This is a genomic window from Acidovorax sp. 22279 (genome assembly GCF_052045435.1).
Taxonomy (GTDB): domain Bacteria; phylum Pseudomonadota; class Gammaproteobacteria; order Burkholderiales; family Burkholderiaceae_C; genus Acidovorax; species Acidovorax delafieldii.
In genome coordinates, this window is record NZ_JBQEOV010000010.1 from 2,501 (window position 1) to 28,718 (window position 26,218).

At 61.6% G+C, this 26,218-nt stretch carries 27 protein-coding genes and 2 rRNA genes; 13 read left to right on the plus strand and 16 right to left on the minus strand.

Features of this window, described 5'->3' with window-relative positions; all coding sequences use genetic code 11:
• Positions 1 to 171 precede the first annotated feature (171 nt).
• From ACTJKQ_RS14035 to ACTJKQ_RS14095, 13 genes are all read left to right on the plus strand, one after another.
• Positions 172 to 3,050, plus strand: a 23S ribosomal RNA gene (locus tag ACTJKQ_RS14035).
• 143 nt (positions 3,051 to 3,193) lie between these two features.
• Positions 3,194 to 3,306 (plus strand): 5S ribosomal RNA (gene rrf, locus ACTJKQ_RS14040).
• A gap of 100 nt (positions 3,307 to 3,406) precedes the next feature.
• Positions 3,407 to 4,159, plus strand: coding sequence for a 16S rRNA pseudouridine(516) synthase (locus ACTJKQ_RS14045; RefSeq protein ID WP_440597182.1), 753 nt, complete (start codon positions 3,407 to 3,409; stop codon positions 4,157 to 4,159).
• Between the two features lie 274 nt (positions 4,160 to 4,433).
• Positions 4,434 to 5,420 carry a YncE family protein gene (locus tag ACTJKQ_RS14050; RefSeq protein ID WP_056067105.1) on the plus strand — a complete coding sequence of 329 codons (987 nt, stop codon included), beginning with the start codon at positions 4,434 to 4,436 and terminating at the stop codon, positions 5,418 to 5,420.
• A gap of 23 nt (positions 5,421 to 5,443) precedes the next feature.
• Positions 5,444 to 6,265: a polysaccharide deacetylase family protein gene (locus ACTJKQ_RS14055; RefSeq protein WP_440597183.1), complete on the plus strand. Its 822-nt coding sequence runs from the start codon at positions 5,444 to 5,446 to the stop codon at positions 6,263 to 6,265.
• 97 nt (positions 6,266 to 6,362) lie between these two features.
• Positions 6,363 to 7,376, plus strand: a complete 1,014-nt coding sequence (locus tag ACTJKQ_RS14060; RefSeq protein WP_099729850.1) for a sterol desaturase family protein — start codon at positions 6,363 to 6,365, stop codon at positions 7,374 to 7,376.
• Between the two features lie 35 nt (positions 7,377 to 7,411).
• Complete coding sequence (locus ACTJKQ_RS14065; protein WP_440597184.1) at positions 7,412 to 8,353, plus strand: EI24 domain-containing protein; 942 nt, start codon at positions 7,412 to 7,414, stop codon at positions 8,351 to 8,353.
• Positions 8,350 to 9,171, plus strand: coding sequence for a competence/damage-inducible protein A (locus ACTJKQ_RS14070; RefSeq protein WP_440597185.1), 822 nt, complete (start codon positions 8,350 to 8,352; stop codon positions 9,169 to 9,171). Before ACTJKQ_RS14065 ends, ACTJKQ_RS14070 begins: the two co-directional genes overlap by 4 nt.
• 172 nt (positions 9,172 to 9,343) lie before the next feature.
• Positions 9,344 to 10,759, plus strand: coding sequence for a type I glutamate--ammonia ligase (glnA, locus tag ACTJKQ_RS14075; RefSeq protein WP_056067757.1), 1,416 nt, complete (start codon positions 9,344 to 9,346; stop codon positions 10,757 to 10,759).
• A gap of 222 nt (positions 10,760 to 10,981) precedes the next feature.
• A complete protein-coding gene (locus tag ACTJKQ_RS14080; protein ID WP_288852293.1) occupies positions 10,982 to 11,503 on the plus strand; it encodes a hypothetical protein in 522 nt (173 codons plus the stop codon).
• 81 nt (positions 11,504 to 11,584) lie between these two features.
• Positions 11,585 to 12,610 carry a nitrogen regulation protein NR(II) gene (gene glnL, locus ACTJKQ_RS14085; protein ID WP_043566259.1) on the plus strand — a complete coding sequence of 342 codons (1,026 nt, stop codon included), beginning with the start codon at positions 11,585 to 11,587 and terminating at the stop codon, positions 12,608 to 12,610.
• Positions 12,611 to 12,661: 51 nt separating this feature from the next.
• Complete coding sequence (ntrC, locus tag ACTJKQ_RS14090) at positions 12,662 to 14,299, plus strand: nitrogen regulation protein NR(I) (protein ID WP_108500165.1); 1,638 nt, start codon at positions 12,662 to 12,664, stop codon at positions 14,297 to 14,299.
• Positions 14,300 to 14,527: 228 nt separating this feature from the next.
• The gene (locus ACTJKQ_RS14095; protein ID WP_099729853.1) at positions 14,528 to 15,475 is read left to right on the plus strand and encodes a ferritin-like domain-containing protein; all 948 of its coding nucleotides are present in this window, start codon (positions 14,528 to 14,530) and stop codon (positions 15,473 to 15,475) included.
• A gap of 146 nt (positions 15,476 to 15,621) precedes the next feature.
• Here ACTJKQ_RS14095 and xth read toward each other — a convergent pair whose 3' ends face one another.
• The 16 genes from xth to ACTJKQ_RS14175 all read right to left on the minus strand — a co-directional run bounded on the left by xth (position 15,622) and on the right by ACTJKQ_RS14175 (position 26,216).
• On the minus strand, positions 15,622 to 16,401 hold the full coding sequence (gene xth, locus ACTJKQ_RS14100) for an exodeoxyribonuclease III (RefSeq protein ID WP_440597186.1): 780 nt from the start codon (positions 16,399 to 16,401) through the stop codon (positions 15,622 to 15,624).
• A gap of 117 nt (positions 16,402 to 16,518) precedes the next feature.
• Positions 16,519 to 16,716, minus strand: a complete 198-nt coding sequence (locus ACTJKQ_RS14105) for a helix-turn-helix transcriptional regulator (protein ID WP_192421061.1) — start codon at positions 16,714 to 16,716, stop codon at positions 16,519 to 16,521.
• The gene (locus ACTJKQ_RS14110; protein ID WP_440597187.1) at positions 16,713 to 16,934 is read right to left on the minus strand and encodes a hypothetical protein; all 222 of its coding nucleotides are present in this window, start codon (positions 16,932 to 16,934) and stop codon (positions 16,713 to 16,715) included. The genes ACTJKQ_RS14105 and ACTJKQ_RS14110 overlap by 4 nt, the downstream gene beginning before the upstream one ends.
• Positions 16,931 to 17,398, minus strand: coding sequence for a hypothetical protein (locus ACTJKQ_RS14115; RefSeq protein ID WP_440597188.1), 468 nt, complete (start codon positions 17,396 to 17,398; stop codon positions 16,931 to 16,933). Before ACTJKQ_RS14115 ends, ACTJKQ_RS14110 begins: the two co-directional genes overlap by 4 nt.
• A complete protein-coding gene (locus tag ACTJKQ_RS14120) occupies positions 17,395 to 17,916 on the minus strand; it encodes an SAM-dependent methyltransferase (RefSeq protein ID WP_440597189.1) in 522 nt (173 codons plus the stop codon). Before ACTJKQ_RS14120 ends, ACTJKQ_RS14115 begins: the two co-directional genes overlap by 4 nt.
• 199 nt (positions 17,917 to 18,115) lie before the next feature.
• On the minus strand, positions 18,116 to 19,144 hold the full coding sequence (locus ACTJKQ_RS14125; RefSeq protein WP_440597190.1) for a phage Gp37/Gp68 family protein: 1,029 nt from the start codon (positions 19,142 to 19,144) through the stop codon (positions 18,116 to 18,118).
• 62 nt (positions 19,145 to 19,206) lie between these two features.
• Positions 19,207 to 19,488 (minus strand): hypothetical protein, encoded by a 282-nt coding sequence (locus tag ACTJKQ_RS14130; protein ID WP_440597191.1) that lies wholly within the window; start codon positions 19,486 to 19,488, stop codon positions 19,207 to 19,209.
• The gene (locus ACTJKQ_RS14135) at positions 19,475 to 19,864 is read right to left on the minus strand and encodes a hypothetical protein (RefSeq protein ID WP_440597192.1); all 390 of its coding nucleotides are present in this window, start codon (positions 19,862 to 19,864) and stop codon (positions 19,475 to 19,477) included. The genes ACTJKQ_RS14130 and ACTJKQ_RS14135 overlap by 14 nt, the downstream gene beginning before the upstream one ends.
• 191 nt (positions 19,865 to 20,055) lie before the next feature.
• On the minus strand, positions 20,056 to 21,354 hold the full coding sequence (locus ACTJKQ_RS14140) for a hypothetical protein (protein WP_440597193.1): 1,299 nt from the start codon (positions 21,352 to 21,354) through the stop codon (positions 20,056 to 20,058).
• A gap of 146 nt (positions 21,355 to 21,500) precedes the next feature.
• Complete coding sequence (locus ACTJKQ_RS14145) at positions 21,501 to 21,710, minus strand: hypothetical protein (RefSeq protein WP_440597194.1); 210 nt, start codon at positions 21,708 to 21,710, stop codon at positions 21,501 to 21,503.
• Positions 21,710 to 22,354: a hypothetical protein gene (locus ACTJKQ_RS14150; protein WP_440597195.1), complete on the minus strand. Its 645-nt coding sequence runs from the start codon at positions 22,352 to 22,354 to the stop codon at positions 21,710 to 21,712. The genes ACTJKQ_RS14145 and ACTJKQ_RS14150 overlap by 1 nt, the downstream gene beginning before the upstream one ends.
• Complete coding sequence (locus ACTJKQ_RS14155) at positions 22,354 to 23,136, minus strand: hypothetical protein (RefSeq protein WP_440597196.1); 783 nt, start codon at positions 23,134 to 23,136, stop codon at positions 22,354 to 22,356. Before ACTJKQ_RS14155 ends, ACTJKQ_RS14150 begins: the two co-directional genes overlap by 1 nt.
• Positions 23,137 to 23,205: 69 nt before the next feature.
• Positions 23,206 to 23,739, minus strand: a complete 534-nt coding sequence (locus tag ACTJKQ_RS14160; RefSeq protein WP_440597197.1) for a hypothetical protein — start codon at positions 23,737 to 23,739, stop codon at positions 23,206 to 23,208.
• 2 nt (positions 23,740 to 23,741) lie between these two features.
• Positions 23,742 to 23,891, minus strand: a complete 150-nt coding sequence (locus tag ACTJKQ_RS14165) for a hypothetical protein (protein ID WP_343734590.1) — start codon at positions 23,889 to 23,891, stop codon at positions 23,742 to 23,744.
• Positions 23,888 to 25,042 carry a recombination-associated protein RdgC gene (locus tag ACTJKQ_RS14170; RefSeq protein WP_440597198.1) on the minus strand — a complete coding sequence of 385 codons (1,155 nt, stop codon included), beginning with the start codon at positions 25,040 to 25,042 and terminating at the stop codon, positions 23,888 to 23,890. The genes ACTJKQ_RS14165 and ACTJKQ_RS14170 overlap by 4 nt, the downstream gene beginning before the upstream one ends.
• A gap of 58 nt (positions 25,043 to 25,100) precedes the next feature.
• Positions 25,101 to 26,216, minus strand: coding sequence for a hypothetical protein (locus tag ACTJKQ_RS14175; RefSeq protein ID WP_440597199.1), 1,116 nt, complete (start codon positions 26,214 to 26,216; stop codon positions 25,101 to 25,103).
• Positions 26,217 to 26,218: the final 2 nt, after the last annotated feature.

The following is a 26,218-nucleotide window of genomic DNA, read 5'->3' on the forward strand; positions in this document are numbered from 1 at the left end:
GCAAACGTGATTGCGAAAGTGATTGCGAAGTAATTTGAACTCAGTAATGACGAATGTTTCTTGATAGTGATATCGAGGAATTATTCACATTACGGCATAACGCGTCAGGTGAAAGACCTGGCAAGTCCTTGAGATGACGGCGATATCTTGAAAGAGATGTCAAAGTTATAGGGTCAAGTGACTAAGAGCATGTGGTGGATGCCTTGGCGATTACAGGCGACGAAAGACGTGATAGCCTGCGATAAGCTTCGGGGAGCTGGCAAATAAGCTTTGATCCGGAGATTTCTGAATGGGGAAACCCACCTCGCAAGAGGTATCGCATACTGAATACATAGGTATGCGAGGCGAACCGGGTGAACTGAAACATCTCAGTAGCTCGAGGAAAAGACATCAACCGAGATTCCGAAAGTAGTGGCGAGCGAAATCGGAAGAGCCTTCTAGTGATAGCACGACTGTTAGCAAAACGGGATGGAAAGCCCGGCCATAGCAGGTGATAGCCCTGTATGCGAAAACAGACGTGTGGTACTAAGTTAGAGAAAAGTAGGGCGGGACACGAGAAATCCTGTCTGAATATGGGGGGACCATCCTCCAAGGCTAAATACTCGTAATCGACCGATAGTGAACCAGTACCGTGAGGGAAAGGCGAAAAGAACCCCGGGAGGGGAGTGAAATAGATCCTGAAACCGCATGCTTACAAAAAGTAGGAGCCCGCAAGGGTGACTGCGTACCTTTTGTATAATGGGTCAGCGACTTACATTCAGTGGCAAGGTTAACCGAATAGGGAAGCCGTAGAGAAATCGAGTCCGAATAGGGCGAATCAGTCGCTGGGTGTAGACCCGAAACCAAGTGATCTATCCATGGCCAGGATGAAGGTGCCGTAACAGGTACTGGAGGTCCGAACCCACTAGTGTTGCAAAACTAGGGGATGAGCTGTGGATAGGGGTGAAAGGCTAAACAAACTTGGAAATAGCTGGTTCTCTCCGAAAACTATTTAGGTAGTGCCTCAAGTATTACCTGCGGGGGTAGAGCACTGTTTAGGCTAGGGGGTCATGGCGACTTACCAAACCTATGCAAACTCCGAATACCGCAGAGTACAGCTTGGGAGACAGAGCACCGGGTGCTAACGTCCGGACTCAAGAGGGAAACAACCCAGACCGCCAGCTAAGGTCCCTAAAATTGGCTAAGTGGGAAACGAAGTGGGAAGGCTAAAACAGTCAGGATGTTGGCTTAGAAGCAGCCATCATTTAAAGAAAGCGTAATAGCTCACTGATCGAGTCGTCCTGCGCGGAAGATGTAACGGGGCTAAGCCAGTTACCGAAGCTGCGGATTTGCAATTTATTGCAAGTGGTAGGAGAGCGTTCTGTAGGCCTGTGAAGGTGTCTGGTAACGGATGCTGGAGGTATCAGAAGTGCGAATGCTGACATGAGTAGCGTTAAAGGGGGTGAAAAGCCCCCTCGCCGTAAGCGCAAGGTTTTCTACGCAACGTTCATCGGCGTAGAGTGAGTCGGCCCCTAAGGCGAGGCAGAGATGCGTAGCTGATGGGAAACAGGTCAATATTCCTGTACCGATCAATAGTGCGATGTGGGGACGGAGAAGGTTAGCTCAGCCAACTGTTGGATATGTTGGTTCAAGCCTGTAGTCGTGCTCGGTAGGCAAATCCGCCGGGCTTAGATGAGGGGTGATAACGAGTCTGCTTGCAGACGAAGTGAGTGATACCCTGCTTCCAGGAAAAGCCACTAAGCTTCAGCTATTGACGACCGTACCGCAAACCGACACTGGTGCGCGAGATGAGTATTCTAAGGCGCTTGAGAGAACTCAGGAGAAGGAACTCGGCAAATTGATACCGTAACTTCGGGAGAAGGTATGCCCCAAGTAGGTGAACTCGTACAGAGGGAGCCCAACGGGGTTGCAAAAAATCGGTGGCTGCGACTGTTTAATAAAAACACAGCACTCTGCAAACACGAAAGTGGACGTATAGGGTGTGACGCCTGCCCGGTGCTGGAAGATTAAATGATGGGGTGCAAGCTCTTGATTGAAGTCCCAGTAAACGGCGGCCGTAACTATAACGGTCCTAAGGTAGCGAAATTCCTTGTCGGGTAAGTTCCGACCTGCACGAATGGCGTAACGATGGCCACACTGTCTCCTCCTGAGACTCAGCGAAGTTGAAATGTTTGTGATGATGCAATCTCCCCGCGGAAAGACGGAAAGACCCCATGAACCTTTACTGTAGCTTTGTATTGGACTTTGAACAGATCTGTGTAGGATAGGTGGGAGGCTTTGAAGTGAGGACGCTAGTTCTCATGGAGCCAACGTTGAAATACCACCCTGGTGTGTTTGAGGTTCTAACCTAGGTCCATTATCTGGATCGGGGACAGTGCATGGTAGGCAGTTTGACTGGGGCGGTCTCCTCCCAAAGCGTAACGGAGGAGTTCGAAGGTACGCTAGTTACGGTCGGACATCGTGACGATAGTGCAATGGCATAAGCGTGCTTAACTGCGAGACTGACAAGTCGAGCAGATGCGAAAGCAGGACATAGTGATCCGGTGGTTCTGTATGGAAGGGCCATCGCTCAACGGATAAAAGGTACTCTGGGGATAACAGGCTGATACCGCCCAAGAGTTCATATCGACGGCGGTGTTTGGCACCTCGATGTCGGCTCATCTCATCCTGGGGCTGTAGCCGGTCCCAAGGGTATGGCTGTTCGCCATTTAAAGAGGTACGTGAGCTGGGTTTAAAACGTCGTGAGACAGTTTGGTCCCTATCTTCCGTGGGCGCTGCAGATTTGAGGAAGCCTGCTCCTAGTACGAGAGGACCGGAGTGGACACACCTCTGGTGTATCGGTTGTCACGCCAGTGGCATTGCCGAGTAGCTAAGTGTGGAAGAGATAACCGCTGAAAGCATCTAAGCGGGAAACTCGTTTCAAGATGAGATCTGCCGGGGCCTTGAGCCCCCTAAAGAGTCGTTCAAGACCAGGACGTTGATAGGTCAGGTGTGGAAGCGCAGTAATGCGTTAAGCTAACTGATACTAATTGCTCGTGCGGCTTGACCCTATAACTTTGATAGCCAACACGCAACCAGCGTGAAGCTCAAAGTCTGTTATGCCAAGTTAGACGCAGTCAAATACACAAAATCTGATTCCAGACTCTATGAATTCGCCAGGCAGTTCACAAAAACTGCCCAGCACCAAGTTATGCCTGATGACCATAGCAAGTTGGTCCCACTCCTTCCCATCCCGAACAGGACAGTGAAACGACTTTGCGCCGATGATAGTGCGGGTTCCCGTGTGAAAGTAGGTCATCGTCAGGCTCTTACAGCCCAGAAAACCCCAGTCAGATATGACTGGGGTTTTTTGCTTTCCAGGCGCACAAAAATCATCCCTTCTCGCTGACCCTCCAGGGTATTGACCATGCAACTACAAGACATCCTGTATTCCCAAGGTTTTGGTACGCGTCGTGTTTGCGCGGGCCTGATTCAGCAGGGATGGGTCTCGGTGCGTGAGGCATCTTCGCCCAATGCTGAGTACGTGCTCTGCACGGAGGCTACCGCAGGCTATGAGCCCGAAGGACTGCTGTTACGTGTACAGGGTGTGGATTGGCCGTTCCACGCCAAAGCCTACGTGCTGCTTCACAAACCCGCCGGCACGGAGTGTTCTCAGAAGCCTTCTACGTACCCCAGCATCTATACGCTTCTGCCTCCGCCGTTGCGTCAGCGGCCCACGAAGAGTGCGGTTCAAGGAGTGCAGGCGGTGGGGCGCCTTGATCAGGACACAACGGGTATGTTGCTATTGAGCGATGACGGGCAATTCATTCATCGCTTGAGTTCGCCCAAGAAGCATGTTCCGAAGGTTTACCAAGTGACGACCAAACACCCGGTGGACGAGGCACAGGTGTCGAAATTGTTGGCGGGGGTTGTGCTGGACGATGATCCCAAGCCGGTGCGTGCTGCAAACTGCTCCATTGTGGGTTCCCATCGCTTGGATATGACGCTGACTGAGGGCAAGTACCACCAGGTCAAGCGGATGATTGCAGCAGTTGGCAATAGGGTGGAGGGGCTACATCGCTCTCGCATTGGACGCATGGATTTGCCTGCGGATTTGGCCCCCGGCCAATGGCGATGGCTCAATGCTTCCGATTTGGCACTGTTGAACAGCAACGCTTGAGCATGTTGTCCGGAGGAGTGGCCTCTTTGGACTGGCTTAGAGAGCGCGGCCGGGGCACTGTGACTCATGTCGTTGATCCCTTGACTGCCGACGCTGGGAGAGCTCTGCTGGCAAGTTGTGGTCTCGCCCTGCGAGATGGTCTGGAACCCTAGGCTGCGCCAATACCGGGATGACCTGAGTCAAAGAGAGCACGATCACCCTGATGTTACTTGTTGTCGCTCGGGTCCGAGCTGGGCGCGGCGCTACACTCCAAGGCTGTGTTGAAAGTGGTTTTGTGAAGATTCTCTCGATTGCACGCATCTGCGTTGTGGCCCTTGGTGGGTGGTGTTACTCCTTGGCCAGTGTGGCGGCGGGCGCTCCGCCGCTTTTTGTACTCAATTCGCTGGAGGCCAACGTCAGCGTCATCGACCCGGTGACTTGGACGGAGACGGCCCGCATACCCACAGGTAAAGAGCCGCACCATCTGTATCTGACCCCCGATGAAAAGTCGATCATCGTGGCCAACGCGCTCGGTGACACGCTGACGTTTGTGGACCCCCGTACCGCCGAGGTGCAGCGAACCGTACGTGGGATTGTGGACCCCTACCATCTGCGATTCAGTCCCGACATGAAATGGTTCATCACGGCCGCCAACCGTCTGAATCACGTGGACTTTTACCGCTGGGACGGCAAGGACCTGACCCTGGTGCAGCGCGTGGCCACATCGCGCACCCCCAGCCATCTATGGATCGATAGTCGCAGCACCACCGTCTATTCGACCATGCAGGACAGTGACGAACTGGTGGCGATTGATATTGCCACCCAGACCATCAAATGGCGTGTCAAAACAGGCCCCATGCCTGCGGATGTCTACGGCAGTCCCGATGGTAAGCACCTGTTTGTGGGACTGACGGGCGGTGACAGCGTGGAGGTGTTCGATATTTCAGGGCGTGAAGCGGTCAGCGTCAAGCGGATCAAGACAGGCAACGGTGCACACGCCTTTCGCGCTGCTGGCGACGGGCACCACCTGTATGTGAGCAATCGCGTGGCCAACTCGATCAGCAAGATCGACATGAACACCCAGCAGGTCGTCGAGTCGTATCCTGTGCCGGGCGGACCCGATTGCATGGATGTTTCGGCGGATGGCCGCTATATCTACGTCAGTTCGCGTTGGGCCCGGAAGCTGTCTGTGGTGGACACCCAGGCAAAGAAGGTGGTGCGCCAGGTCAACGTGGGTAAATCGCCCCACGGCGTATGGACCCTGCAACACGCGCCACGTTGAGCGCGGTGCAGCCGGTGAGAGGTATGTTCCTCAGCGCTTTTTGTGGATCACGCAGCAGGCGTCGCGATGCTATTGTATTGATAGCTGTTTGGGCATGTTTCACTAGCGCTACCGCGAAGAATGAATGCAAAAAGCCCCTGTACCTGACCTTTGACACTGGCCACATGGAAGTGGCGCCTTTGGTGGCTGAGGTGCTCAGGCGCCAGCAGGTGCACGTGACCTTCTTTGCTGCAAACGAGCGCACGAAGGAAGGCGATGGAAGTCTGGGAGACCATTGGGCCCCATGGTGGCGTGCACGCGCCGCGGAGGGCCATGAGTTTGCTTCCCACACCTGGAACCACACCTACTGGCGTGCCGATGCTGGCGGCGCGTCGCATCCGGCATTTCGGGTCCGTCCCTCTGCGGGACAGCGTGAGGGTCAAAGCTTTGTGATGTCCGCAGGTGAATACTGCGAAGAAATTGCCCGTGCTGCGGATCGTTTGAAGGCCATTACCGGCAAGACGCCTTTGCCCCTGTTCCGCGCGCCTGGCGGCAAGACCTCTGCACAATTGATTGCCAGCGCGAAGGCCTGCGGTTACGCGCATGTGGGGTGGTCGCCTGCCGGCTTCTTGGGGGATGAGCTGCCCAGTGAGACGGCCAGCAACACCGCGCTGTTGAACAAGGCGCTGCATGATGTGCGCAGTGGCGACATCCTGCTGGCGCACCTGGGGATCTGGTCGCGCAAGGACGCCTGGGCGCCCGCTGTGCTGGAGCCTTTGATTGAAGGGCTCAAGCAGCGAGGGTTTTGCTTTCGTACCTTGCGGGATCATCCTGACTATGCGGCCGCAGCGGCTCAGGTTCGCTAGATGGGCTGTGGGATCAAGTTGGATCGCGTGTGCCGTGGCTGAGGGCGCACGCGCCGCATGTTTGCATGAATAACCAGGTGCCAGGGAGCGCGACACGATGGGATGGCTAGGCGGTGTATTTGACAGCGTGCAGCAATGGCTTTTTGAGAGCGTGCTGCAGCCGCTGATGTTCACCACAGGGCTGGCCAGCCTGCTGGAGAACGGTTATGAGGCATCCGGCTGGCTGCTGGTGGGATTGCTGCAGCTGGTCGTCATCGTGGCTGTGATTGGCCCCATGCAGCGCTGGTGGCCGGTGGAGCAGATCAATGACCGCGCCACCATCCGCACTGACATCCTCTACACCCTGATTCACCGGCTGGGACTGTTCCGGCTGGCGCTGTTTTTCACGGTGGATCCGCTGGCGGATTCACTGTTTGGTGCCTTGCGTGTGGCGGGTGTCAGTACGTTCCAGCTCGATGGCCTCTGGCCGGGTGTGACGGACATCTCCTGGGTCAGCTTGCTGCTGTATCTGGTGGTGTTCGATTTTGTGGACTACTGGATCCACCGGGGACAGCATCACTTTGAGTGGTGGTGGCGCCTGCATTCGCTGCACCATGCACAGCAGCAGATGACGATGTGGAGCGACAACCGCAACCACCTGCTCGATGACCTGCTGCGCGACGTGATTCTGGTGACGGTGGCGCAGCTGATTGGTGTTGCGCCGGGTCAGTTCATTGCAATCGTAGCCATCACTCAGCTCAGCGAGAGCTTTCAGCACGCCAACGTGCGGCTGTGGTTTGGTCAGGTGGGTGAGCGGCTCTGGATCAGCCCCCGGTTTCACCGCCGGCACCACAGCATCGGCATTGGCCACGAGACGGTCAAGCCTTCGGCCGAGACAACATCGGGCCAAGCAGCAACGCCGCCGCGTGTGGTACTCGGCGGGCACAACTTCGGGGTGCTTCTGCCTTGGTGGGACATGCTGATGGGCACGGCCAACTTTGAAAAGCGCTTTGACCCCACGGGCGTGCGCGACCAGGTCGAGCCGGGCCCCGATGGCCGTGTGCGCGACTACGGCGCGGGGTTCTGGTCCCAGCAATGGCGGGGCGTACTGAGGTTGCTGGGCAAGGCCTGAGCGGCTTGGCGGGCGCTGCCTGTATGCTTGCCGCCATGGGATTACTGCTTGATTCTTTCTGGCGTGCCGCTGCCTATTGCCTGCGTCCGCGGGTGATTGCGCTGTCGCTGTTGCCTCTGTTCTTGATGGCCGTTTTGGCACTCGGCCTGGGTTACTTCTACTGGGACGCTGCGGTGCAGGGGATGCGCGCATTGCTCGATGCGTCCTCGTTGCTGGCCAGCGTCTGGGGTTGGCTTCAGGGCTGGGGCCTGGGGGATGTGACTGCTGTCATGGCGCCGTTGATGGTGGTGCTGGCCGTGGCGCCCGTTTTGGTGGTGGTGTCGCTGCTGGCCGTAGCGGTACTTATGACCCCCGCCCTGGTGGCATTGGTGGCTGCGCGGCGGTTTCCGGATCTGGAGCGCAAGAAGGGCGTGTCCTTCATCGCGAGTGTGGCCTGGTCGGTAGGGTCCACGGTGTTGGCGCTGGTGGCGCTGGTGGTGTCCGTTCCGCTGTGGCTGGTGCCGCCGCTGGTGCTCATCCTGCCGCCGCTGATCTGGGGTTGGCTGACCTACCGGGTGATGGTGTTCGACGCCCTGGCAGACCACGCCAGCAAGGAAGAGCGCCTGGAGATATTCCGCCGCCATCGCAGCAGCCTGCTGGGCATTGGCATCGTCACGGGCTACCTCGGGGCAGCGCCCAGCATTGTGTGGGCATCGGGCGTGGTGTTTGCCGCCGCGTTTTTTGTGCTGGTGCCGCTGGCGATCTGGATCTACACCCTGGTGTTCGCGTTTTCCTCGCTGTGGTTCACGCACTACGGTCTGGCCGCCCTGCAGCGCTTGCGTGCCGAGCGGGCCACGATGGCGCCGATGACCGGGCCCGCCCCGTTGGCCGAAGCGGCCGTGCACCCCAAAGGCGCGCCAGCTCTGAACATGGCGGCACCCCCAGCCCCCGCGCTGCCGCCCCCTGCAAATCCGAACCCTGGAGACAATCCACCATGACCCCCACCTTTGGTCTCATCATCGTCGGTGACGAGATACTGTCAGGCAAACGGGCCGACAAGCACATGCCCAAGGTGATCGAGCTGTTATCGGCGCGGGGCCTGTCGCTGGCCTACGCCGACTATGTGGGCGACAGCCCGGACCGCATCACGGCCACTTTGCAGCGGGCGTTCGCGTCGGCCGATGTGGTGTTCTCGTGTGGCGGCATTGGCGCAACCCCAGACGACCACACGCGGCAATGTGCTGGACGTGCCCTGGGCCGGGATCTGGCCCTGCACCCAGAAGCCGAGGCGCTGATCCGCGAACGCATGCAGGATGTGGCGCGCGAGCAGGGCGTGCCCTATGAGCCCGACCGGTCCGACAACGTGCACCGCCTCAACATGGGCCTGTTCCCGGTGGGCGCGCGCATCATTCCCAATCCCTACAACAAGATTCCCGGCTTCAGTTGCGACGGGGCTGGGGGCGGTGCAGTGCACTTCGTTCCAGGTTTTCCTGTCATGGCCTGGCCCATGATCGAGTGGGTGCTGGAGCAGCACTACGCAGCCCATTTCAACCGGGCACCGCAGACCGAGCAGTCGGTGGTGGTTTATGGTGCGATGGAGGCAGCCTTGACGCCCCTCATGGAGCAGATTGAAAAATCGCACCCGGATGTGCGGGTGTTCAGTTTGCCCAGCGTAGATCATCCACAATACGGGCGGCATATCGAACTGGGTGTCAAAGGGCCCGCGTCTTCTGTGCCTGCTGCATGGCAGGCTTTGAAAACAGGATTGCACGAATTTGGTGCAAATTGCGGCCCTGAATTGGTGCGCAACCTGTGAGACTCAGATTTGGTAGATGGATTGCACCGTATTGGTGCTTTTTGGCGCATGCCACGCCGACCTGTCGCGGGTAGCGCTCCTTCATAGTGCGGTGCTGCACTCGGCTGGCACGCAAACTGCTTTTATTTCGGCAAACTCTTTTTTCAACAAGCGCTTTATCCAGGAGAACCTGATGGCCAAGACCGTTGCAGACGTGATGAAGATGGTGAAGGAGAACGAAGTCAAGTTCGTTGACTTCCGTTTCACCGATACCCGTGGCAAACAACAGCACACCACGGTGCCCGTCTCTCACTTCGACGAAGACAAGTTCACTTCGGGCCATGCCTTTGACGGCTCGTCGATCGCCGGTTGGAAGGGCATTGAAGCCTCCGACATGCAGCTGATCCCCGACCCGAGCACGGCCAACATCGATCCGTTCTTTGAAGAAACGACGCTGATCCTGACCTGCGACGTGATCGAGCCCACCGACGGCAAGGCCTACGACCGCGATCCCCGCTCCATTGCCAAGCGCGCTGAAGCCTACCTGAAGGCCTCCGGCCTGGGCGATACGGCCTACTTCGGTCCCGAGCCAGAATTCTTCATCTTCGACGGCGTGCGCTGGAGCACTGAACCCAACAACACGTTCTACGAAATCGAAGAGTACGAAGCCCCCTGGAACACAGGCGCCAAGCTCGAAGGCGGCAACCGTGGCCACCGCCCCACCGTCAAGGGCGGCTATTTCCCCGTGCCTCCCGTCGACAGCACGCAAGACATGCGCGCCGAGATGTCCCTGATCCTCGAATCCCTGGGCATTCCGGTCGAAGTGTTCCACCACGAAGTGGCGGGCGCCGGCCAGAACGAAATCGGTACCCGTTTCAGCACCCTGGTTGAGCGCGCCGACTGGACCATCCTGCAAAAGTACGTGATCCACAACGTGGCCAACGCTTACGGCAAGACCGCCACTTTCATGCCCAAGCCTTACCACGGCGACAACGGCTCCGGCATGCACGTGCACCAGTCCGTCTGGAAGGACGGCAAGAACCTGTTCGCTGGCGACGGCTATGCTGGTCTGTCGGACTTCGCGCTGTACTACATCGGCGGCATCATCAAGCACGCCCGTGCCCTGAACGCCATCACCAACCCCGGTACCAACAGCTACAAGCGCCTGGTGCCTCACTTTGAAGCCCCGGTGAAGCTGGCCTACTCGGCCAAGAACCGTTCCGCTTCGATCCGTATCCCTTACGTGGCCAACCCCAAGGGCCGTCGCGTGGAAGCCCGCTTCCCCGATCCACTGATGAACCCCTACCTGGGCTTCGCAGCCCTGCTGATGGCCGGTCTGGACGGCGTGGAAAACAAGATCCATCCTGGCGAAGCCGCTACGAAGGACCTGTACCACCTGCCTCCAGAAGAAGACAAGCTGGTGCCCACCGTGTGCCACAGCCTGGACCAAGCCCTGGAACATCTGGACAAGGACCGTGCGTTCCTGACCAAGGGTGGCGTGTTCACCGACAGCATGATCGACGCCTACATCGATCTGAAGATGAACGAAGTGACCCGCTTCCGCATGGCAGTGCACCCTGTCGAGTACGACATGTACTACTCCCTGTAATCGTCTGCCTGCAGACCATTGCTCAAGAAAAGGCGGCGCAAGCCGCCTTTTTTCATGGACGGGCGGAGGCGTTACCTGCGCTGAACGCGTGCGGCGGAACCAAGACGTCAGGTGTTGCATCCGTATACACAGCCCTTCAAGGGTCTGCCCTTGTTGGATTGGAGATGTAGGGTGATTGGGAGATACTCCCCTGTCCCCTGCATGTCAGTGCGAGGAAACCGAATGAATAAAACGCTCATCACCCTGCTCCTCATCGCCGCCACCGTCCCCGCAGTCCAGGCGCAAGACCGCATCTACCGTTGCGGCAACGAATACACCAACAATGCCCAGCAAGCCAAGGAGCGCGGCTGCAAGCTGGTGGAGGGGGGCAACGTTACCGTGGTGCAGGGCACCCGCCCGGCGTCTACCGCAGCTCCTGCAGCAGGTGGTGCAGCAGCCCCGTCGTCTGCGACATCGCCCGCCAACGCTCCACGCGTCAGCAACAACGAACAAAAATCCCGCGACTCGGATGCCCGCGCGATTCTGGAGTCCGAGCTGCGCAAGGCGGAAACGCGCCATGCCGAACTGCTCAAGGAATACAACAACGGCGCCCCCGAGCGCAACGCACTCGATCTGCGCAACCCCCAGCGCTACACCGAACGCACGGCTGAACTCAAGGCCAGCGTGGCCCGCAGCGAGAGTGACATTGCGGGTATCAAGCGCGAGATTGCCCGCCTGCCTGCCCCTGCTGCACCCACCAACTGACAGCGGTGATTGCGTGTGAGTGTCCCTTCTTCCTCCGACCTTCCCGGCACTGACACCGGGCGTTTTCATTCCCTGGACCTGATGTCCACCCTGGTGGCGGTGCTGCGCGCTGACGATGGCGCGGTGCAGTTTGCCAATGCCGCGCTGGAAAACACACTGGGCCTCTCGCGCCGCACCCTGGAAGGGGCGGACTTCTCTACCTTCTTCACAGACCCGGCACTGCTGCAGACGGCCCTGGCGGGCGCCCGGGGCAAGGACTTTGCCGCGCTGCGCTACGAGGCCAGCCTGAAGCGCCTGCACCAGGACCCGGTGCCCGTGCATGTCAACGTGGCCGATGCCGAGCAGGTGGGCGAAATCCTGGTGGAGCTGTGGCCGCTGGAGCAGCAGGCCCGCCAGGACCGCGAAGAGCGCCTGCGTGACCAGGCCCAGGCCAACAAGGAGCTGATCCGCAACCTGGCCCATGAGATCAAGAACCCGCTGGGCGGCATTCGGGGCGCGGCACAGCTGCTGGAGATGGAGCTCGACAACCGTGAGCTCACCGAATACACCCAGGTCATCATCCACGAGGCCGACCGCCTGCAGAGCCTGGTGGACCGGCTGCTCGCGCCCCATCGCCACCCCCACCTGGTGGGCGATGTGAACATCCACGAGGTGTGCGAGCGCGTGCGTTCGCTCGTGCTGGTCGAATACCCGCAGGGCCTCAAGGTGCAGCGCGACTACGACACCTCGATTCCCGAGTTTCGCGGGGACCGCGCGCAGCTCATTCAGGCGGTGCTGAACATCGTGCAGAACGCGGCCCAGGCGCTGTCAGAGCGCATCGCCAAGGGGGATGCCGTGATCACGCTGCGCACGCGTGTGGCCCGCCAGGTCACGTTCGGCCGGCAGCGCTACCGGCTGGCACTGGAATTGCATGTCATCGACAACGGACCGGGCGTACCCGATGCCATCAAGGAGCGGATTTTTTATCCACTGGTATCGGGGCGGGACGGCGGATCAGGGCTGGGGCTGACGTTGGCGCAAACCTTCGTGCAGCGTCACCACGGGTTGATCGAATGCGACAGCGTACCGGGTCGCACCGACTTCCGAATCCTGATCCCCTTGCCCTGACAGCGCATGACGGTCCCTGACACGCAACCACAGGGAAGGTAAGAAAAACATATGAAGCCGATCTGGATAGTAGATGACGACCCCTCGATCCGCTTCGTCCTGGAAAAGGCGCTGGCCCGCGAGAACCTGCCCACGCGCAGTTTCACGCACCCGCGCGAAGTGCTGGACGCACTGGCCGATGTCACCGCAGGCGACCCCGCGCGCCAGGGCCCCCAGGTTCTGGTGAGCGACATCCGCATGCCCGGAGGTTCGGGCCTGCAACTGCTGGAGAAGGTGCGCGAGCTGCAGCCCGGCCTGCCCGTCATCATCATGACGGCGTACTCGGACCTCGACAGTGCGGTGTCGGCCTTTCAGCGCGGCGCGTTCGAATACCTGCCCAAGCCGTTTGACCTGCCCAAGGCGGTGGAACTGATCCGCCGCGCGGTCGAAGAAAGCCAGCGCGAAGAAGTCACCGAAGAGCGCCAGACCGCGACCCCCGAAATGCTGGGCCAGGCGCCCGCCATGCAGGACGTGTTTCGCGCCATCGGGCGGCTGTCGCAAAGCCAGGTCACGGTGCTCATCACCGGCGAATCGGGCTCGGGCAAGGAGCTGGTGGCGCGCGCGCTGCACAAGCATTCGCCCGTGGCAGACGGTCCCTTTGTGGCCATCAACACCGCAGCCATTCCCAAGGACCTGCTGGAGAGCGAACTCTTCGGCCATGAGCGCGGCGCCTTCACCGGCGCCCAGACCCAGCGGCGCGGCCGCTTCGAGCAGGCCGAGGGCGGCACGCTGTTCCTCGACGAAATCGGCGACATGCCGTTTGATTTGCAGACGCGCCTGCTGCGCGTGTTGTCGGACGGCCAGTTCTACCGCGTGGGCGGCCACGCAGCCGTCAAGGCCCATGTGCGCGTGATTGCCGCCACCCACCAGAACCTGGAGCAGCGCGTCAAGGAAGGCGGCTTCCGCGAGGACTTGTTCCACCGCCTCAACGTGATCCGCCTGCGCCTGCCCGCGCTGCGCGAGCGGCATGAAGACGTGCCCATGCTCACGCGCCACTTTCTGCAGCAAAGCGCGCGGCAGCTGGGCGTGGAGCCCAAGCGCATTGCCGATTCGGCACTGGCGCGGCTGGAGCAGTTTGCCTTCCCGGGCAACGTGCGCCAGCTGGAGAACATCTGCCACTGGCTCACGGTGATGGCGCCTGCCCAGGTGATCTCGCTGCAGGACCTGCCGCCCGAGGTGCTGGAAGCCCCGGTGTACCAGCAGCCCGTGCGCGCCACGGCGGGCGCCGAGCCTGCGGCGGCCACGGTGACATCGATGCCGGTGGCCCCGCTGGCGCCTGTTGCGCCAGTAGCGCAGCCTGCACCCGAATTGGTGGGGGGCCTGCACCCCGCAGCGCAGGTGTCCGCTCCAGTGTCGGCGTCTGCACCTGCGGCCGTTGCGTCCTGGTCGGCCGACGCCGTAGCTGCCCCTGTGGCTGCCGCCCACAGCTGGGAGCAGGCACTGGAAACCGAAGCGCAAAAACTGCTCGCAGGCGGCCAGCCCGAGGTGTGGGATGCGCTCACGCGGCGCTTTGAGTCGCGCCTGATCCGCACGGCCCTGGTGGCCACCCACGGCCGTCGCATGGAGGCCGCGCAGCGCCTGGGCATTGGGCGCAACACCATCACCCGCAAGATCCAGGAGTTGGGGCTGGACGCGCCGGATGAAGTATGAAAATGGCCGCAGGCGCATGTTGATCATGCCTCTGCAGCTATTGAAATCGTAGCAATGCAAGGTGCCATTACATCGCTGGTGGCATCGCTGTAACCCGGCCCGGATGCGCGCTGCGCATCGCACTGCATGGCGGGCCATGTCCTACATGCAGGCCCTCCCTGGGCCGACCCGGCACTCCGGAGGTGGCTTCAACAATGAAGTCACTGTCAACCAACCGGAGATGTTCCTATGTCGGATTTCAACGATGCCAACCGTGACCCTTTGACCAATGAGCCAGGTGCTCACCCCGTCGGAACGGGCGTGGGCGCCGCCCTCGGGGGCGCCGCTGCCGGGGCTGCTGCAGGTGCTTTTGGCGGCCCGGTCGGCGCTGCCATTGGTGGCGTAGCGGGTGCTGTGGCGGGCGGCCTGGCGGGCAAGGCGGCTGCCGAGGCCGTCAACCCCACCGAAGAAGACGCCTACTGGCGCGAGACCTACCACCGCGAGCCCTACTACGTGGGCGGCCGCACGTACGACCAATACCGTCCTGCCTACGAGCTGGGCTGGTCGTCGGTAGGCCGCTACGAGGGCGACTTTGACGCCATCGAGCCGCGCCTGGCGGACGACTGGCGTGCACGCCACGGCAGCGACGGCCTGGCCTGGACCGACGTACGCCCCGCCACCCGCGCCGCGTGGGAGCGCGCCGCCAACCGCACTGCGCTGGCCAGCGACCGCCCGATGGACGTGATCGACGCCGAAGACGTGGTCGATGTGCTCAACGACCTGCTGGAGTCTGCACGCGATGGCGAATACGGCTTCCATGCCTGTGCCGAGCACGCAGAGTCGGGCCAGCTCAAGGGCATCTTCCAGCGCCACTCGCGCGAGTGTGCGGCTGCCGCCGTGGAGCTGGAACACGAGATCCGCCGCCTCAATGGCGACCCTGCGCAGGGGGGGACCGTGGCGGGCGCGTTGCACCGGGGCTGGGTGTCGGTGAAGACAGCGTTGTCCACCCAGGACGATAAGGCTGTGCTCGAAGAATGCGAACGTGGCGAGGACGCTGCGGTGGCCCGCTACCGCAAGGCGCTGAAGGCTGCGCTGCCTGCCGACGTGCGTGCTCTGGTGGAGCGCCAGGCCCAAGGCGCCCAGCGCAACCACGACGAGGTGCGTGCGCTGCGCGACGGGTTCTCGCCCCGGCCCTGATCCCAGGTGCCGAGGGCGACCGTTGGGTAAACCGCGCCTGACCGGGCGTCGGTTGCTGGGCTGAGGGCTGACCCCAAGAAAAAGGCTGCCAGAGCATTCCTCTGGCAGCCTTTTTTGCGTCGCGTGCGGAGCGGCTCAAGGGTGCATCAGGCGCTCATCGTGACAACCACCGGCGCATGGTCGCTGGGTTGTGGGTTCTTGCGCGGGGCGCGGTCCACCAGGCAGGCCGTCACCGTGGGCTTGAGGGCCTCGCTCACCAGAATGTGGTCGATGCGCAGGCCCCGGTTTTTCTGAAAGCCCAGCATGCGGTAGTCCCACCACGAATAGCTCTTCTCGGGCTGCTCGAACATGCGGAAGGCATCGGTCAGCCCCAGGGCCAGCAGGGCCTGGAAGTGGTTGCGCTCTTCGGTGGTGTGGTGGATGGTCTCGCGCAGGCCCTCGGGGTCGTACGAGTCGCGGTCTTCAGGGGCCACGTTGAAGTCGCCCACCAGCATCAGGCGCGGGTGGGCGGCCATCTCGGCGCGCACCATGTCCTGCAGCGCCTGCAGCCAGCGCATCTTGTATGCGAACTTTTCCGAGCCCGGCTCCTGGCCGTTGACGAAGTAGCCGTTGAGCAGGCGCAGCGGGCCTGCCGGCGTGTCCAGCGTGGCGGCGATGACGCGGGCCTGCTCGTCGCCAAAGGCGGGGATGTTGCGCACCACATCGCGCAGCGGGTGGCGGCTCAGGATGGCCACGCCGTTGTAGGTCTTTTGGCCGAAGGCCACGGCTTCGTAGCCGGCCTCTTTCAACGCGTCGTGGGGAAACTTGTCGTCGGTGAGCTTGAGCTCCTGCAGGCACAGGGCATCGACCGGGTTGGCGGCCAGCCAGGCCAGCACCTGGGGCAGGCGCACCGACAGGGAGTTCACGTTCCAGGTGGCAATTTGCATTGGTGGAAAAACCTTATTTAAATCAACGGTTTGCGTTTGGTGTGTTGAGAGTTTTGCGGCTGGCTACCCCGCTAGCTACCCAAATTTATTGCCCTTGGCGGACCGTGCGCCGTGGGCCTACTTGGCATTGTCGCCTGCCCGGGATGCCAAGTAATCGTGGATGCTTTTCGCCGTGATCCGGCTGGCGCGCTTGCCGACTTTCACCAGCGTCAAGTGCTTGTCGTTGACCAGCCGGTAGATGGTCGAGCGGGAGACATCGAGCTTTTCGGCGGCACGGTTGATCTGATAGGCGAGTTGGTGTTGTGCGGTGTTCATGCTGTGCTGGCTCCTTGCATTTCACGGGGTTGGCACGAGCTGGCGGGCAGGGCGAAATACGCGGCGCCCGCTGCTGTCGGCTTGTGGTCGATTCCTTGGAGCAAGCCCTTGCGGTGCAGGGCCTGCAGGGTGCGGTGGTCATTGGAGGGCGGCTGCCCCACCGTTGCGCGCCACAGCGCGTTGCGCTGGGCGGGCGAGAGGGAGGGGCGTTTGGTCACGAGGAAAGCCCCATTTCCCGCAGGTGGCGGGCGGCGGATGCATCTATGGCGGTGGCCACTGCAGCGCGGGCCTCGCGCTCCAACCGGGGCAGGAAGTCGGCACGCTGCGCGGCCAGCAGCCGCAGGCCCGCGAGGATGTCCGGATGCAGTTCAAGGTGGTCGAGTGCCGGGTCGAGAATCTGGTTTTTGTCCCAGCAGATGACGTAGCACATGCCGCCCAGAACACGGCCGTGAAAGTTCGGCGCCGTGCGCAGAAGCTTGGCGAGGTGGTTGTAGAGCACCTGCAGGTGTTTGAGGTTGTCGCTGTCGAAGCTCTCATCTTCGGCGTCAAGAAACTTCGCCAGGTCTTCCGGCGCGCCGTGAATCGGCCAGGGCCCGCCCCAGCGCTCGTCGATAGTGTCCAGCAGCCCCAGCAATTCGCCGCCGGCGTCAATGTCCCGGGGGGAGGGTTTGGCCATCTTCATGCTGCACCGCCTTCCTTCGCTACTGGCTTCATGAACACCAGCCAGTGCGTCATTCCCCGGCGCCCGCTGACCTGTCCAAAAAGAGGCCTCTCGGGCGTGGTGGCCAGCACCTCGGCCAGCTTCACCTGCGTTTCGTTCCACTTGAAGACCAGCACGCCGCCGGGCTCCAGGACGCGGAAGCACTCGGCAAACCCCTGGCGCAAGTCATCGCGCCAGTCTTGGCCCAGTTTCCCGTACTTCGCGGCCAGCCAGCTGCGCGGGCCAGCGCGCACGACGTGTGGCGGGTCGAACGCCACCAGCTTGAAACTGCAGTCGGGGTAGGGCAGAGCCCGGAAGTCCAGCAGCACATCGGGCTCGATGCGCAGAGTGCGCGTGCCGTCTTCGCGGTGGGAGCGGTCGGTCACGGTGATCGTTTCACGGCGCTGGTCGCCAAAGACGGTCCGGGGATCTTCTTTGTCGAACCACATCATTCGACTGCCGCAGCATGGGTCCAGGACGTGGACAGATTCTTGGTTCATAGTTTCTTCCCTGCTGGCCGCTTCCGCAGCCAGGTGAAATGCGGGGGCATGCCCGCGGCTCGATAGGTGGCCCACAGCTCCGTGCCCGTGGGGCAGCGCTGCAGGTTGTTGGGGTTGCCGCCGGCGGCGCGGCATGTGGCACAGCCGGTGTGGTGGAGCTGGTAGGCCTTGTCTGCAGCTGACCAGTCGGGCGGGGTGGTCATGGGGCGGGGAAGCCGTCCCAAGTGCGGCCATCCAGCAGGCGGCCTGCAGCCTTCTTGCCCACGCGCGCGGCGCCCTGTCCGTCAGGCCAGTCGTGGAATGCTGGCTGGTCAGGGCCGTGTGGCGCGCCCTTCTCAAACACCAGCTTCACGGTGTCGCCTTCGCGGATCGTCGGCATCCACTCGCCCCACTGCTTGAACAGGAATGGCACACCGGCAGCCTCGCACTGGTCGCGCAGGCTGCGTGCCCAGTCGGGGTGCATGGGGCGCGCGCCTGGGCCGCTCTCGCCTCCAACGATCACCCAGTCGATGGTGGGGTGCATGGGGCCTGTGAGGCCGTCGCTCAGGTTGACGCCGTACCAGTCCTCGAACTGCTCAATCCAGTCTTCATCGGTATCGCGCCAACGATCTATCTCTTGCTCCCATGTGTCGGATTTGAGTGCATCAAGTTCGCCTTCTCCCAACTCCAAACTGCGCAGGTTGACGGCCCCAAGCAGCGGCTCCATGCTGAGGAACCGCACGCGTGCGGGCACCTGCAGCAGCTTATGGATGTCCCGCGCTGCTTCCTCCGGGTTCACGATGGTGGCGCCCAGCCACACGTTTGCAGGCCAGGGTCGTGCTGAATCAAGGTAGGCCTCGGCGTAAAGGCTGCGAGCGTTGCCGATGCGCTTTGTCAGCAGCAGCCAGTCAAGGTTTGGTGTCGCCTCGATCAGGTCGAACAGATCGCGCCGCCATTGCACCGGCACGGCGTTGTCGAACACATCGGCCAGCGAGGCGCAGAAAACGCGCTGGCGGCGGCCGTGCTGGGCCATGAAGGCATCGGCCTGGGCATTCCAGCGCAGCGGCATCTTCCAGTTGGCTTGCTTGGTGCGCACACGCTCATTGCCAGGGCCCCAAACGGCCACGCCCATGCGCTTGTCCATGAGGTTTTCGGCGTAGCAGTGATCGCACCCGGGGCCCACCTTGGTGCAGCCAATCCAGGGATTAAAAGTGTGATCCGTCCATTCGATCTTGGTGTTTTCGGCCATGTGTGGCTCCAGAAATGACAAACCCCGCATGAGCGGGGCTGTTGATGGGGTGGGGGTGCCTGTCAGGCAGTGGGCGGCGGTGGCGCGAGGCGGGCGCGGGCGGCTGTGCTTGCTGCTGTAAGCAATGCCAATTCGGGAGGCGTAAACACCCCGCCAGTTAGGGCTAGTTTTTTCCCCAGCTCAACTGCCTCCACCAGTTGCCGTATCAGCGCCTCGTCATCCTTGCGGACTTCGGCCTCGACAGTGCGGCAGAGCATCCCCAGTATGGGCATCGGGAGCCCTGCAGCGGCATTGGCCCGCATGATCGCATCGCTGGCCCATATGCGTTCGTCACTCAGCGCCATGCTGGTCTCCTTTGATGCCGTGGGCGGCTTCGATTTCACGTTTCAGAGCCCACATACGGCTGTCCCATGTCTTGAATCCTGCGGCCTTGATGCATGCCACAAGCCGCTCATCCGTCAGCGGCACCGCCCCGGCCTGCGCCTGGGTGGGCTGCGGGGTGTCATGCCAACCGTGCTTGACCAGCCAATCAAGAAACGTTTCCAGTGCACCAAAGCACAGTTCGGCGTCTGAACCATCCTCGTCGTCAAAGTGTCCGAAGTAGGAGCGCGCGATCTCGCGGGCCTTCATGCGTGGAGGCATCGTGACCCTGCCCAGGTTGACGTGCTCACCGTTCGCGCGCACGCCAATGAGATCAACGGTGTCTGTCGGCTCAGTCATGGTTTGCTCCCATCGCGCTATGTTTGGCGTGTTCGCTTTTGATGTACCGCATCACAACGTCAGCTGGCGCACGGCCACCACCCCAAGGAGGTGGGTTCTTCGCGCTGTTTGGTTGCCACTCACCGCAGGTGCATGTCCAGTACGTGCCAATTCTGCCGTCGCGGCGAATGTTCTTCGCTACAAGGCGATGCTCAGTCATGGTTTGCTCCTTGCTTGCGGGCTGCGCGCCGTGCTGCCTCTTCGCCCCGGTTCCAATGCATGCCCATGGTGTTGCAGATGGAACTGAATGCCGCGCTCTCTGCCAGACCACCGTGCTTGCGCATGTCCAGCGCGTGGTGATAGTCGCGGATGGCTTCTGCGATCTGCTTTAGCCGCGCCGCATCCTCCAGCACGCTGTCTGCCGCCTGGGCGGGTGGGGTGGCTGCTGATTGAATCACCGGCTCGCCCATGAATGTTGGTGGTTCAGTTGCTTCGGCCAAAGCGCGGGCAAGTTGCCGCGTGGTGGCGCGTTCTTCGGCCAAGAGCCTCCGCAGTTCAAATTCATCCGCTGCCTTCGAAGGGCCTTCGGTGACGCGCGGCAGATGTAGCACCGCCTCGGCAAGATAGATCTCGTCGGCGTCCCCGCTGAAGTATTTGGCGCACCAGTCTTTGAACTTGCTACTACCTGGGCGCCATTCCGGGAAAACACCATTCGTGTCGATGGCGTCCCCACCCGCTGGTGCCGTCACGCTGTCTGCCGGGGCACGGGCTGCTTCCCACAGCACATCGACGCAGTTAAGCGCAGCCTCTCGGTCTGACTCGCTCTTGAATGCGGCGCTACGCAAGAAACTGCGGAGGTTGCGCTCGGCTACGGTCAGTAGCTTGTCTCCTTGAGCGCTAAGATGGCCTGCCGCTTGGTCCGGCCCGTCGCCCACTGGTTGTCCCAGCGCCACCGTGCCAGCCACGTCCCGCTGTTGTCCGGGTGTGGAAGGGTTTGAATCAATATCCAGTTGAACATTCGTTTCTCCTTGTGGCGCTGGCTGGCTGTCTGCCTGCGGTGCTGGTCCACGCCCCTCAATGTCTTCCATGGCCGTGAAATACGGGTCTGGAATATCGTCCATGTCCAGTTCGCCCCACTGGTACTCTGCGCACTCACGAGCCTCGTCTTCTGTATCGCCTGCAATCAGGTAAACACGCATGGCGCGCTCCACCCATTCCTCGCGGCTTATGAATTCGTCCTGGGCGCTGTCTGCCGGGGCACGGGCTGCGCGGTCGGCGTCAACTACCTGCTGCATGAGTTCCATGGCATGCCCACGGCTGATCTGCAGTGCTCCTGCAATGATGTCTGCAGGGTCTGGCGCTGGCTGGCTGTCTGCCTGGGGCGTGGGGGAAAGCAAAGCACGAGCAGCATTGATGATCTCCGCTGCCTTGGTCGGGTAGGCGAGAGAGTGCGAACCTTTCCATTCCTGCTCGACGGTCTGCGGCTCAAACGCCCGGCGCAGTTCGTCCATGCCTGCCGCAGCCGATGGGGCGGGCTGCTGTGCCTCTACCAGGGCGGCAATCCTGGCGACCGCATCCGAAATTCCTTCCCCTGGCGCCAATTGCGCCGCTGTGAACAGTTCATGGGCCAGCGCTTCTGGCGCCCCTTGTTGGTTTGTCATGATGGATCTTTCTTGGCCTTGCGTTCTGCCATGAAGAGTTTCAAAAGAGCTTTCTGCATGCGCGTCGTCATGTCTTGAATGGAGCGCAGTTGCTTGTTGACTACCTTCTCGCAGTCAGGGCACATGACTTTGATCTGGTCCGTTTGGTAGATTTCGCGCAGGTCACGCAGTGGAGTGCCTGTCTTTCCGCAGATATCGCAGGCCATCACTCCCCCTTTCTGCTATTCGCAGATGAGGTGGGAATGGGACTGACTGGCATCCAGACTGTGTATGGCGGCGTGTAGCTAACTCCATGGCCGCCGATGACTTCCACATGCTCGGCGCGCTCATGCCACTGCTGCCAGCAGCCGTCTTCCAGCAGGTCGAAATCGTGGCGCTCGGGATGTTCGGCGTCTTCCGGATCCAGCCATCCGACTACCACCATCTGGCCCTCTGGCGCCGTGGCAATGTCCTGCCACCCTCCCACCATTCCCTCTGGGGGAGAGGGGTGGGTGTATCGTCGGCCCCAGGCAGCTCGCCAAACGTCGAATGGCTGCATGCGCCCGTCTGGCTGTGCGTCATACCACTGTTCGAACTCTTTGCGGACCTTGCAGCATGTGCCAAAAGGCATGTCTTGAGCAGCGCAATCGCACTCCACTTTCACCACTGGCTCACTCCCCGCATTTGCTGCGAGGGAGGCGCGGCCAGCTAGGTAAATGTCAGCTTCTTCGACCGCAATTGCGGCCTCGCTCTCCATTAATGGGCTTAATGTCGGCGTATCAATGTAGCTGCGACATTCATCCAGAACATCGCGCAGTTTGCGAATCAGTGCATCTGCCTCGCGCTCCTTGCTGTCTGTTTTATCGGTCATTAGGAATACTCCTGTTCTGCGATTTCGCAGGTAACGCCGCAAGCCGGCAGCCATTCCTTTCGGTCTGCCTTGCCTGCGGGTAGCTCGTGAAGTGGGAAGCGCTTCCCTTTGAGGGGGCCGGAACGATGGCGCAGGATGTAGGCGCCTGGGCCAATCTCTGACTCAATGTCGGCAATGCGCTTGAACTCTGCGGGGTAGTCCTCGCGGATGGCTCGGAAGTACCCCGCACCGCCCTTCACGCACCCGATGCAGTTGGCGTTTTGGTAGCCCTGCAGGTACATGAATGGCAGGGTGATCCCGGCACGCTCGACCATGGTCTTGCAGTCCGTCTTGGTCAGGCCGCGTTCGATCAGTGGAGCGACCACTGGTCTGTCCGGATACGCCTCTTGGAAGTCGTCAAGGCGCCACTGCTCCTCGGCGGTGTAACCCAAAACCAGCACATCGCCGGGTTGCTCAAACGTGCGCAACAACCCGCGCTTTAGACGAAGCGTGCATGCCGCACCTTGGCGCCCCTTGATGTACCGCGTGCGTCGGAAGACCTCGATCACATCGGCGCCGTACTTTTCATCACGTAACACGATCACCTTTTGGCCAAACCACCGCTCGCAGTCAGCCAGGAATCGTCGGTTGTCTTGGTGCTCGTTTTCAAGATGCGCATTGATGACCGTACATCGGTCGCCGTACTGGGCCAAAGCCAGTTTCGTTGCGACAGCAGACGCAGCGCCGCATGAGAATTGGCATAGGACCCTGGCCGCGCTCGCTTGGCTGTCTGTTGGAGTCATGGGGAATCCTCTGTAGGGCCAGAAACAGAAAGACCCGCTATTGCGGGCCTGCGTGTGGGGTGGGGTCCTCTAAGCCAGCTGCTCGATGGTCTGGATGTTCTTGAGGTTGATGACGTCGCCGCCGTCGCTCTTCACGCGTGCCGTGGCCAGGCGGTATGCCTCCTGGTGCTCACCGTAGGAAATTTGGCGCAGTTGGAAATCATGGGCAACCACCAGCATGCGTATGGCCTCCAGCTCCGAGGCGCGCAGCGCGCCGGGTTTCCAGCCTGTTGGGCTGTCCTGGCGTGTGCTGATTTCCTCCAGCGCATTGAGCGCTGCCTTTAGGTCGCTGCGGAAGCCCTTCACCACGCCGCCGTCCTCAATGGCCATGCCCACGTTCACCAGCGTGCACAGGCGTAGCCAGTCTTTGAAGTTGCCCTTTCCAACGCGAAACGCCTCCACCGCCCGGCGGCTGGGCACGATGTAGTGCTCAATTTCTGGGGTGGTGAGCTTCGTTGCGTTGCGGATGGCCACGTTCATCGGAGACTCCGGCAAGTCTGTGACGAACTTCATCCACTCGGGTTGCTTGCCCTTCGCGGCAAGGCGTCGCAGCTGTCGGTTCATGGTCAATGTCCGCAGGGGAGGGCACCGCCCACGGGCGTGCCGTCTGGGTTGATGGGGTGGCGGGCGCCGCAGCCCAGGCAGATGCGATGCTCGGGCTTTTGGGGTGGCGGCTGGATGGCGAATGGCCAGCGTTGCGGGGCTTGTTGGTTCATGCCAGTACCTCGCGCGCGCCGCTGGCGTTCATCGCGCTGACCACCCCGGCCTTTTCCATGGACTCCAGCAGCCGCGCGGCGCGGTTGTAGCCAATGAGCAGCTTGCGCTGCACGTAGGAAATGCTCGCCTTGCGGTCTTTGCGCACCAGCTCTGCGGCCTGCTCGTACAAGGGATCTTGGCCGCCGTCTTCGAAATACGGATCTTTTGGCAGGGCCTCTATCAAGGCGGCAGACTTTGCTTCCAGCGCAGCAATGCCCACGGCGCTCTCTGCCTCCCCGCCCAGCGCCTCGATCAGGTCCGGGATCAGCTTGACCAGCTCGCCAGTGGCAATCGCCACATCGGTATCGAACCCGCCATCGTCGGCCTTGGTGCCCTCGAAAACGGTGTCCAGGAAGGCCAGCTTGCGCACCTGCAGGCCTTCGGTCAGCAGGAAAGAAACCCGGTCATCCCAGGTCATTGCCAGCTTGGTAGGCAGCTTGCCTGCGTCGATGTGGCCCTGCACCTCTGCTATGTCCAGCGGGTGGCGGCCGTACTTCACGACGGCCTTTTCCTCGTTGGCGCTTTTGAGTTCGCACTCGCGGTCCACCGTGAAGCCCACGGGTGGCTCCTGCTCCTTGAGCCAGTGCGCCATGGCGGCCTGGGGGCTGGTCTGGGTGCTGAGCAGCGACACGGACAGGCCGGGCAAGGACTCAACCAGCAGCGTGACCACCTCATCGGCGCGGCCCTGGCTGCCCGTGTCCAGCACCAGCAGGCGGTTGGTCGGGTCGATCCACACCCACATGCTGGCCTGCTTGGTGAATGCCATGGGCAGGAGATCCAGCTTGGCTTCGTCCTTTAGCTCGCGGGATTCCTTTTTCCCGGGCTTGCGGCCCGTCTCCTGCTCGATACGGTCGGCCTTCTCCTTCACCTTGCGGGCCAGCACGCTGGCGGGAATGGCCTTGGTTTCGGTCATCAGGCGGGCGATCCACTGGCCGCCGATGCTCTCGACCAGGGCGCCATGGGCCTCGCCGCGGGGTGGCACCCAGCCGCAGGACTTCTCCTGGGTGGCACCGCACTCCATGAATGGAGCCTTGGCCAGGGCTTCCTCGGCGGCCTGCAGGTCTGCTGCCCAGCCTTGGGCGATGCGGTAAATGATCAGGGACTTGAACATGGGGACTCCATGAAAAAGCCCGCACTGGGCGGGCTTGGGGGTTGGGTTGCTGGGTGGGTCAGGCGGCTGCTTTGGCCTGCACGCTCTCGATGTGGCGCACCATGGCGGCCAGGATCAGAGGGAAATCCGCCTCGCGGTACACGCCGTGGGCGCCCACCTTGCCAGCGGGTTCAAAGCCCAGAATGCGCAAGCCCTCGGCGCTGGTGGTGATGGCACCGCCCAGGCGTTCATTGATCGTGCCCAGCTTGAGGCCAGGGGCCGCAGCGGGCGCCTCGGGCTCAGGTGCTGGTGCGCGGCGCGCGGCGGCCCAGCTGCTCACGCGCTGGCGTGCTGGTTCGAGCGCGTCCACGGGCTCGGCCGCAGGCTGCGCCGCCGCTGCGGGTTCGTCATCGCCCCAGGGCTCCACCTCGAAGGCCGTGGAAATTGCGGCTTGCGCCGGAGCTGCTGCAGGTGGCTCCGCCGGGGCAGGGGCGGGCGCTGGGGTCTGCGCGGCCAGCGCGGCGCGGGCGTCTGCCAGCTCTTTCTGCAGGCGCGCATTTTCGATTCGGGTCTTTTCGCTCTCAACCATGGCCAGCAGGCGCTGCACGGTGGCGATGCATGCCGCCTCGGCCTCCTGCGCGAATTCCTCCCATTCCTCGCCAAAGGTCACTTCGCCCAGGGTGGCAATGGCCTTTTCAATCACTTCCACCGGTTGGCCCTCGGCCTGCTCTACGTAGGCCTTGAGCTGTTCGATGTTGTCGCGGTGGGCCTTTACGCGGTCGGCTTCCTCCTGGTCACGCTTGGCCTTCTCATCGGCCTTGCGCTTTTCCTCCGCCTTGATCTGGGCGTCAATGGCATCTTCGACCGGCTTCACGATGCCCACCAGCCGCTCCACCTCCGCACTCATCACGGCCTTGAGTTCGTTCACATCCGCTTTCACGGCGGCCTCGGTGCGGGTCAGCATGCGCCGGCCGTTGTCGCGCAGGTCGGCGCGGGCGGCCTTGGCATCGGCCATGCCCTTGGAGTCGGTCACGCTGTAGACCACATTGCGGTACTTCTCTGCCATGGCAGTCAGCCCGGCCTCTGTGTCCTTGAACTGGGCCAGCACCGTGTCTTTGATCGACATTGGCTTGATGGCGATGTTGGCGGCCTGCTGCTGGGCAACGGCGGTGGTTTGGGTGGTGGTATCAGTCATGA

What these genes read in the sequence shown, in the direction of transcription:
- glnA (WP_056067757.1), top strand. Translation starts at nt 9,344, where the DNA reads ATGGCCAAGACCGTTGCAGACGTGATGAAGATGGTGAAGGAGAACGAA.
- ACTJKQ_RS14105 (WP_192421061.1), bottom strand. Translation starts at nt 16,716, where the DNA reads ATGAACACCGCACAACACCAACTCGCCTATCAGATCAACCGTGCCGCC.
- ACTJKQ_RS14055 (WP_440597183.1), top strand. Translation starts at nt 5,444, where the DNA reads ATGTTCCTCAGCGCTTTTTGTGGATCACGCAGCAGGCGTCGCGATGCT.
- ACTJKQ_RS14125 (WP_440597190.1), bottom strand. Translation starts at nt 19,144, where the DNA reads ATGGCCGAAAACACCAAGATCGAATGGACGGATCACACTTTTAATCCC.
- xth (WP_440597186.1), bottom strand. Translation starts at nt 16,401, where the DNA reads ATGCAAATTGCCACCTGGAACGTGAACTCCCTGTCGGTGCGCCTGCCC.
- ACTJKQ_RS14175 (WP_440597199.1), bottom strand. Translation starts at nt 26,216, where the DNA reads ATGACTGATACCACCACCCAAACCACCGCCGTTGCCCAGCAGCAGGCC.
- ACTJKQ_RS14045 (WP_440597182.1), top strand. Translation starts at nt 3,407, where the DNA reads ATGCAACTACAAGACATCCTGTATTCCCAAGGTTTTGGTACGCGTCGT.
- ACTJKQ_RS14160 (WP_440597197.1), bottom strand. Translation starts at nt 23,739, where the DNA reads ATGAACCGACAGCTGCGACGCCTTGCCGCGAAGGGCAAGCAACCCGAG.
- ACTJKQ_RS14150 (WP_440597195.1), bottom strand. Translation starts at nt 22,354, where the DNA reads ATGACCGATAAAACAGACAGCAAGGAGCGCGAGGCAGATGCACTGATT.
- ACTJKQ_RS14145 (WP_440597194.1), bottom strand. Translation starts at nt 21,710, where the DNA reads ATGGCCTGCGATATCTGCGGAAAGACAGGCACTCCACTGCGTGACCTG.
- ACTJKQ_RS14130 (WP_440597191.1), bottom strand. Translation starts at nt 19,488, where the DNA reads ATGGCGCTGAGTGACGAACGCATATGGGCCAGCGATGCGATCATGCGG.
- ntrC (WP_108500165.1), top strand. Translation starts at nt 12,662, where the DNA reads ATGAAGCCGATCTGGATAGTAGATGACGACCCCTCGATCCGCTTCGTC.
- glnL (WP_043566259.1), top strand. Translation starts at nt 11,585, where the DNA reads ATGTCCACCCTGGTGGCGGTGCTGCGCGCTGACGATGGCGCGGTGCAG.
- ACTJKQ_RS14170 (WP_440597198.1), bottom strand. Translation starts at nt 25,042, where the DNA reads ATGTTCAAGTCCCTGATCATTTACCGCATCGCCCAAGGCTGGGCAGCA.
- ACTJKQ_RS14115 (WP_440597188.1), bottom strand. Translation starts at nt 17,398, where the DNA reads ATGAAGATGGCCAAACCCTCCCCCCGGGACATTGACGCCGGCGGCGAA.
- ACTJKQ_RS14060 (WP_099729850.1), top strand. Translation starts at nt 6,363, where the DNA reads ATGGGATGGCTAGGCGGTGTATTTGACAGCGTGCAGCAATGGCTTTTT.
- ACTJKQ_RS14070 (WP_440597185.1), top strand. Translation starts at nt 8,350, where the DNA reads ATGACCCCCACCTTTGGTCTCATCATCGTCGGTGACGAGATACTGTCA.
- ACTJKQ_RS14140 (WP_440597193.1), bottom strand. Translation starts at nt 21,354, where the DNA reads ATGGACGAACTGCGCCGGGCGTTTGAGCCGCAGACCGTCGAGCAGGAA.
- ACTJKQ_RS14120 (WP_440597189.1), bottom strand. Translation starts at nt 17,916, where the DNA reads ATGAACCAAGAATCTGTCCACGTCCTGGACCCATGCTGCGGCAGTCGA.
- ACTJKQ_RS14080 (WP_288852293.1), top strand. Translation starts at nt 10,982, where the DNA reads ATGAATAAAACGCTCATCACCCTGCTCCTCATCGCCGCCACCGTCCCC.
- ACTJKQ_RS14165 (WP_343734590.1), bottom strand. Translation starts at nt 23,891, where the DNA reads ATGAACCAACAAGCCCCGCAACGCTGGCCATTCGCCATCCAGCCGCCA.
- ACTJKQ_RS14095 (WP_099729853.1), top strand. Translation starts at nt 14,528, where the DNA reads ATGTCGGATTTCAACGATGCCAACCGTGACCCTTTGACCAATGAGCCA.
- ACTJKQ_RS14135 (WP_440597192.1), bottom strand. Translation starts at nt 19,864, where the DNA reads ATGACTGAGCCGACAGACACCGTTGATCTCATTGGCGTGCGCGCGAAC.
- ACTJKQ_RS14155 (WP_440597196.1), bottom strand. Translation starts at nt 23,136, where the DNA reads ATGACTCCAACAGACAGCCAAGCGAGCGCGGCCAGGGTCCTATGCCAA.
- ACTJKQ_RS14065 (WP_440597184.1), top strand. Translation starts at nt 7,412, where the DNA reads ATGGGATTACTGCTTGATTCTTTCTGGCGTGCCGCTGCCTATTGCCTG.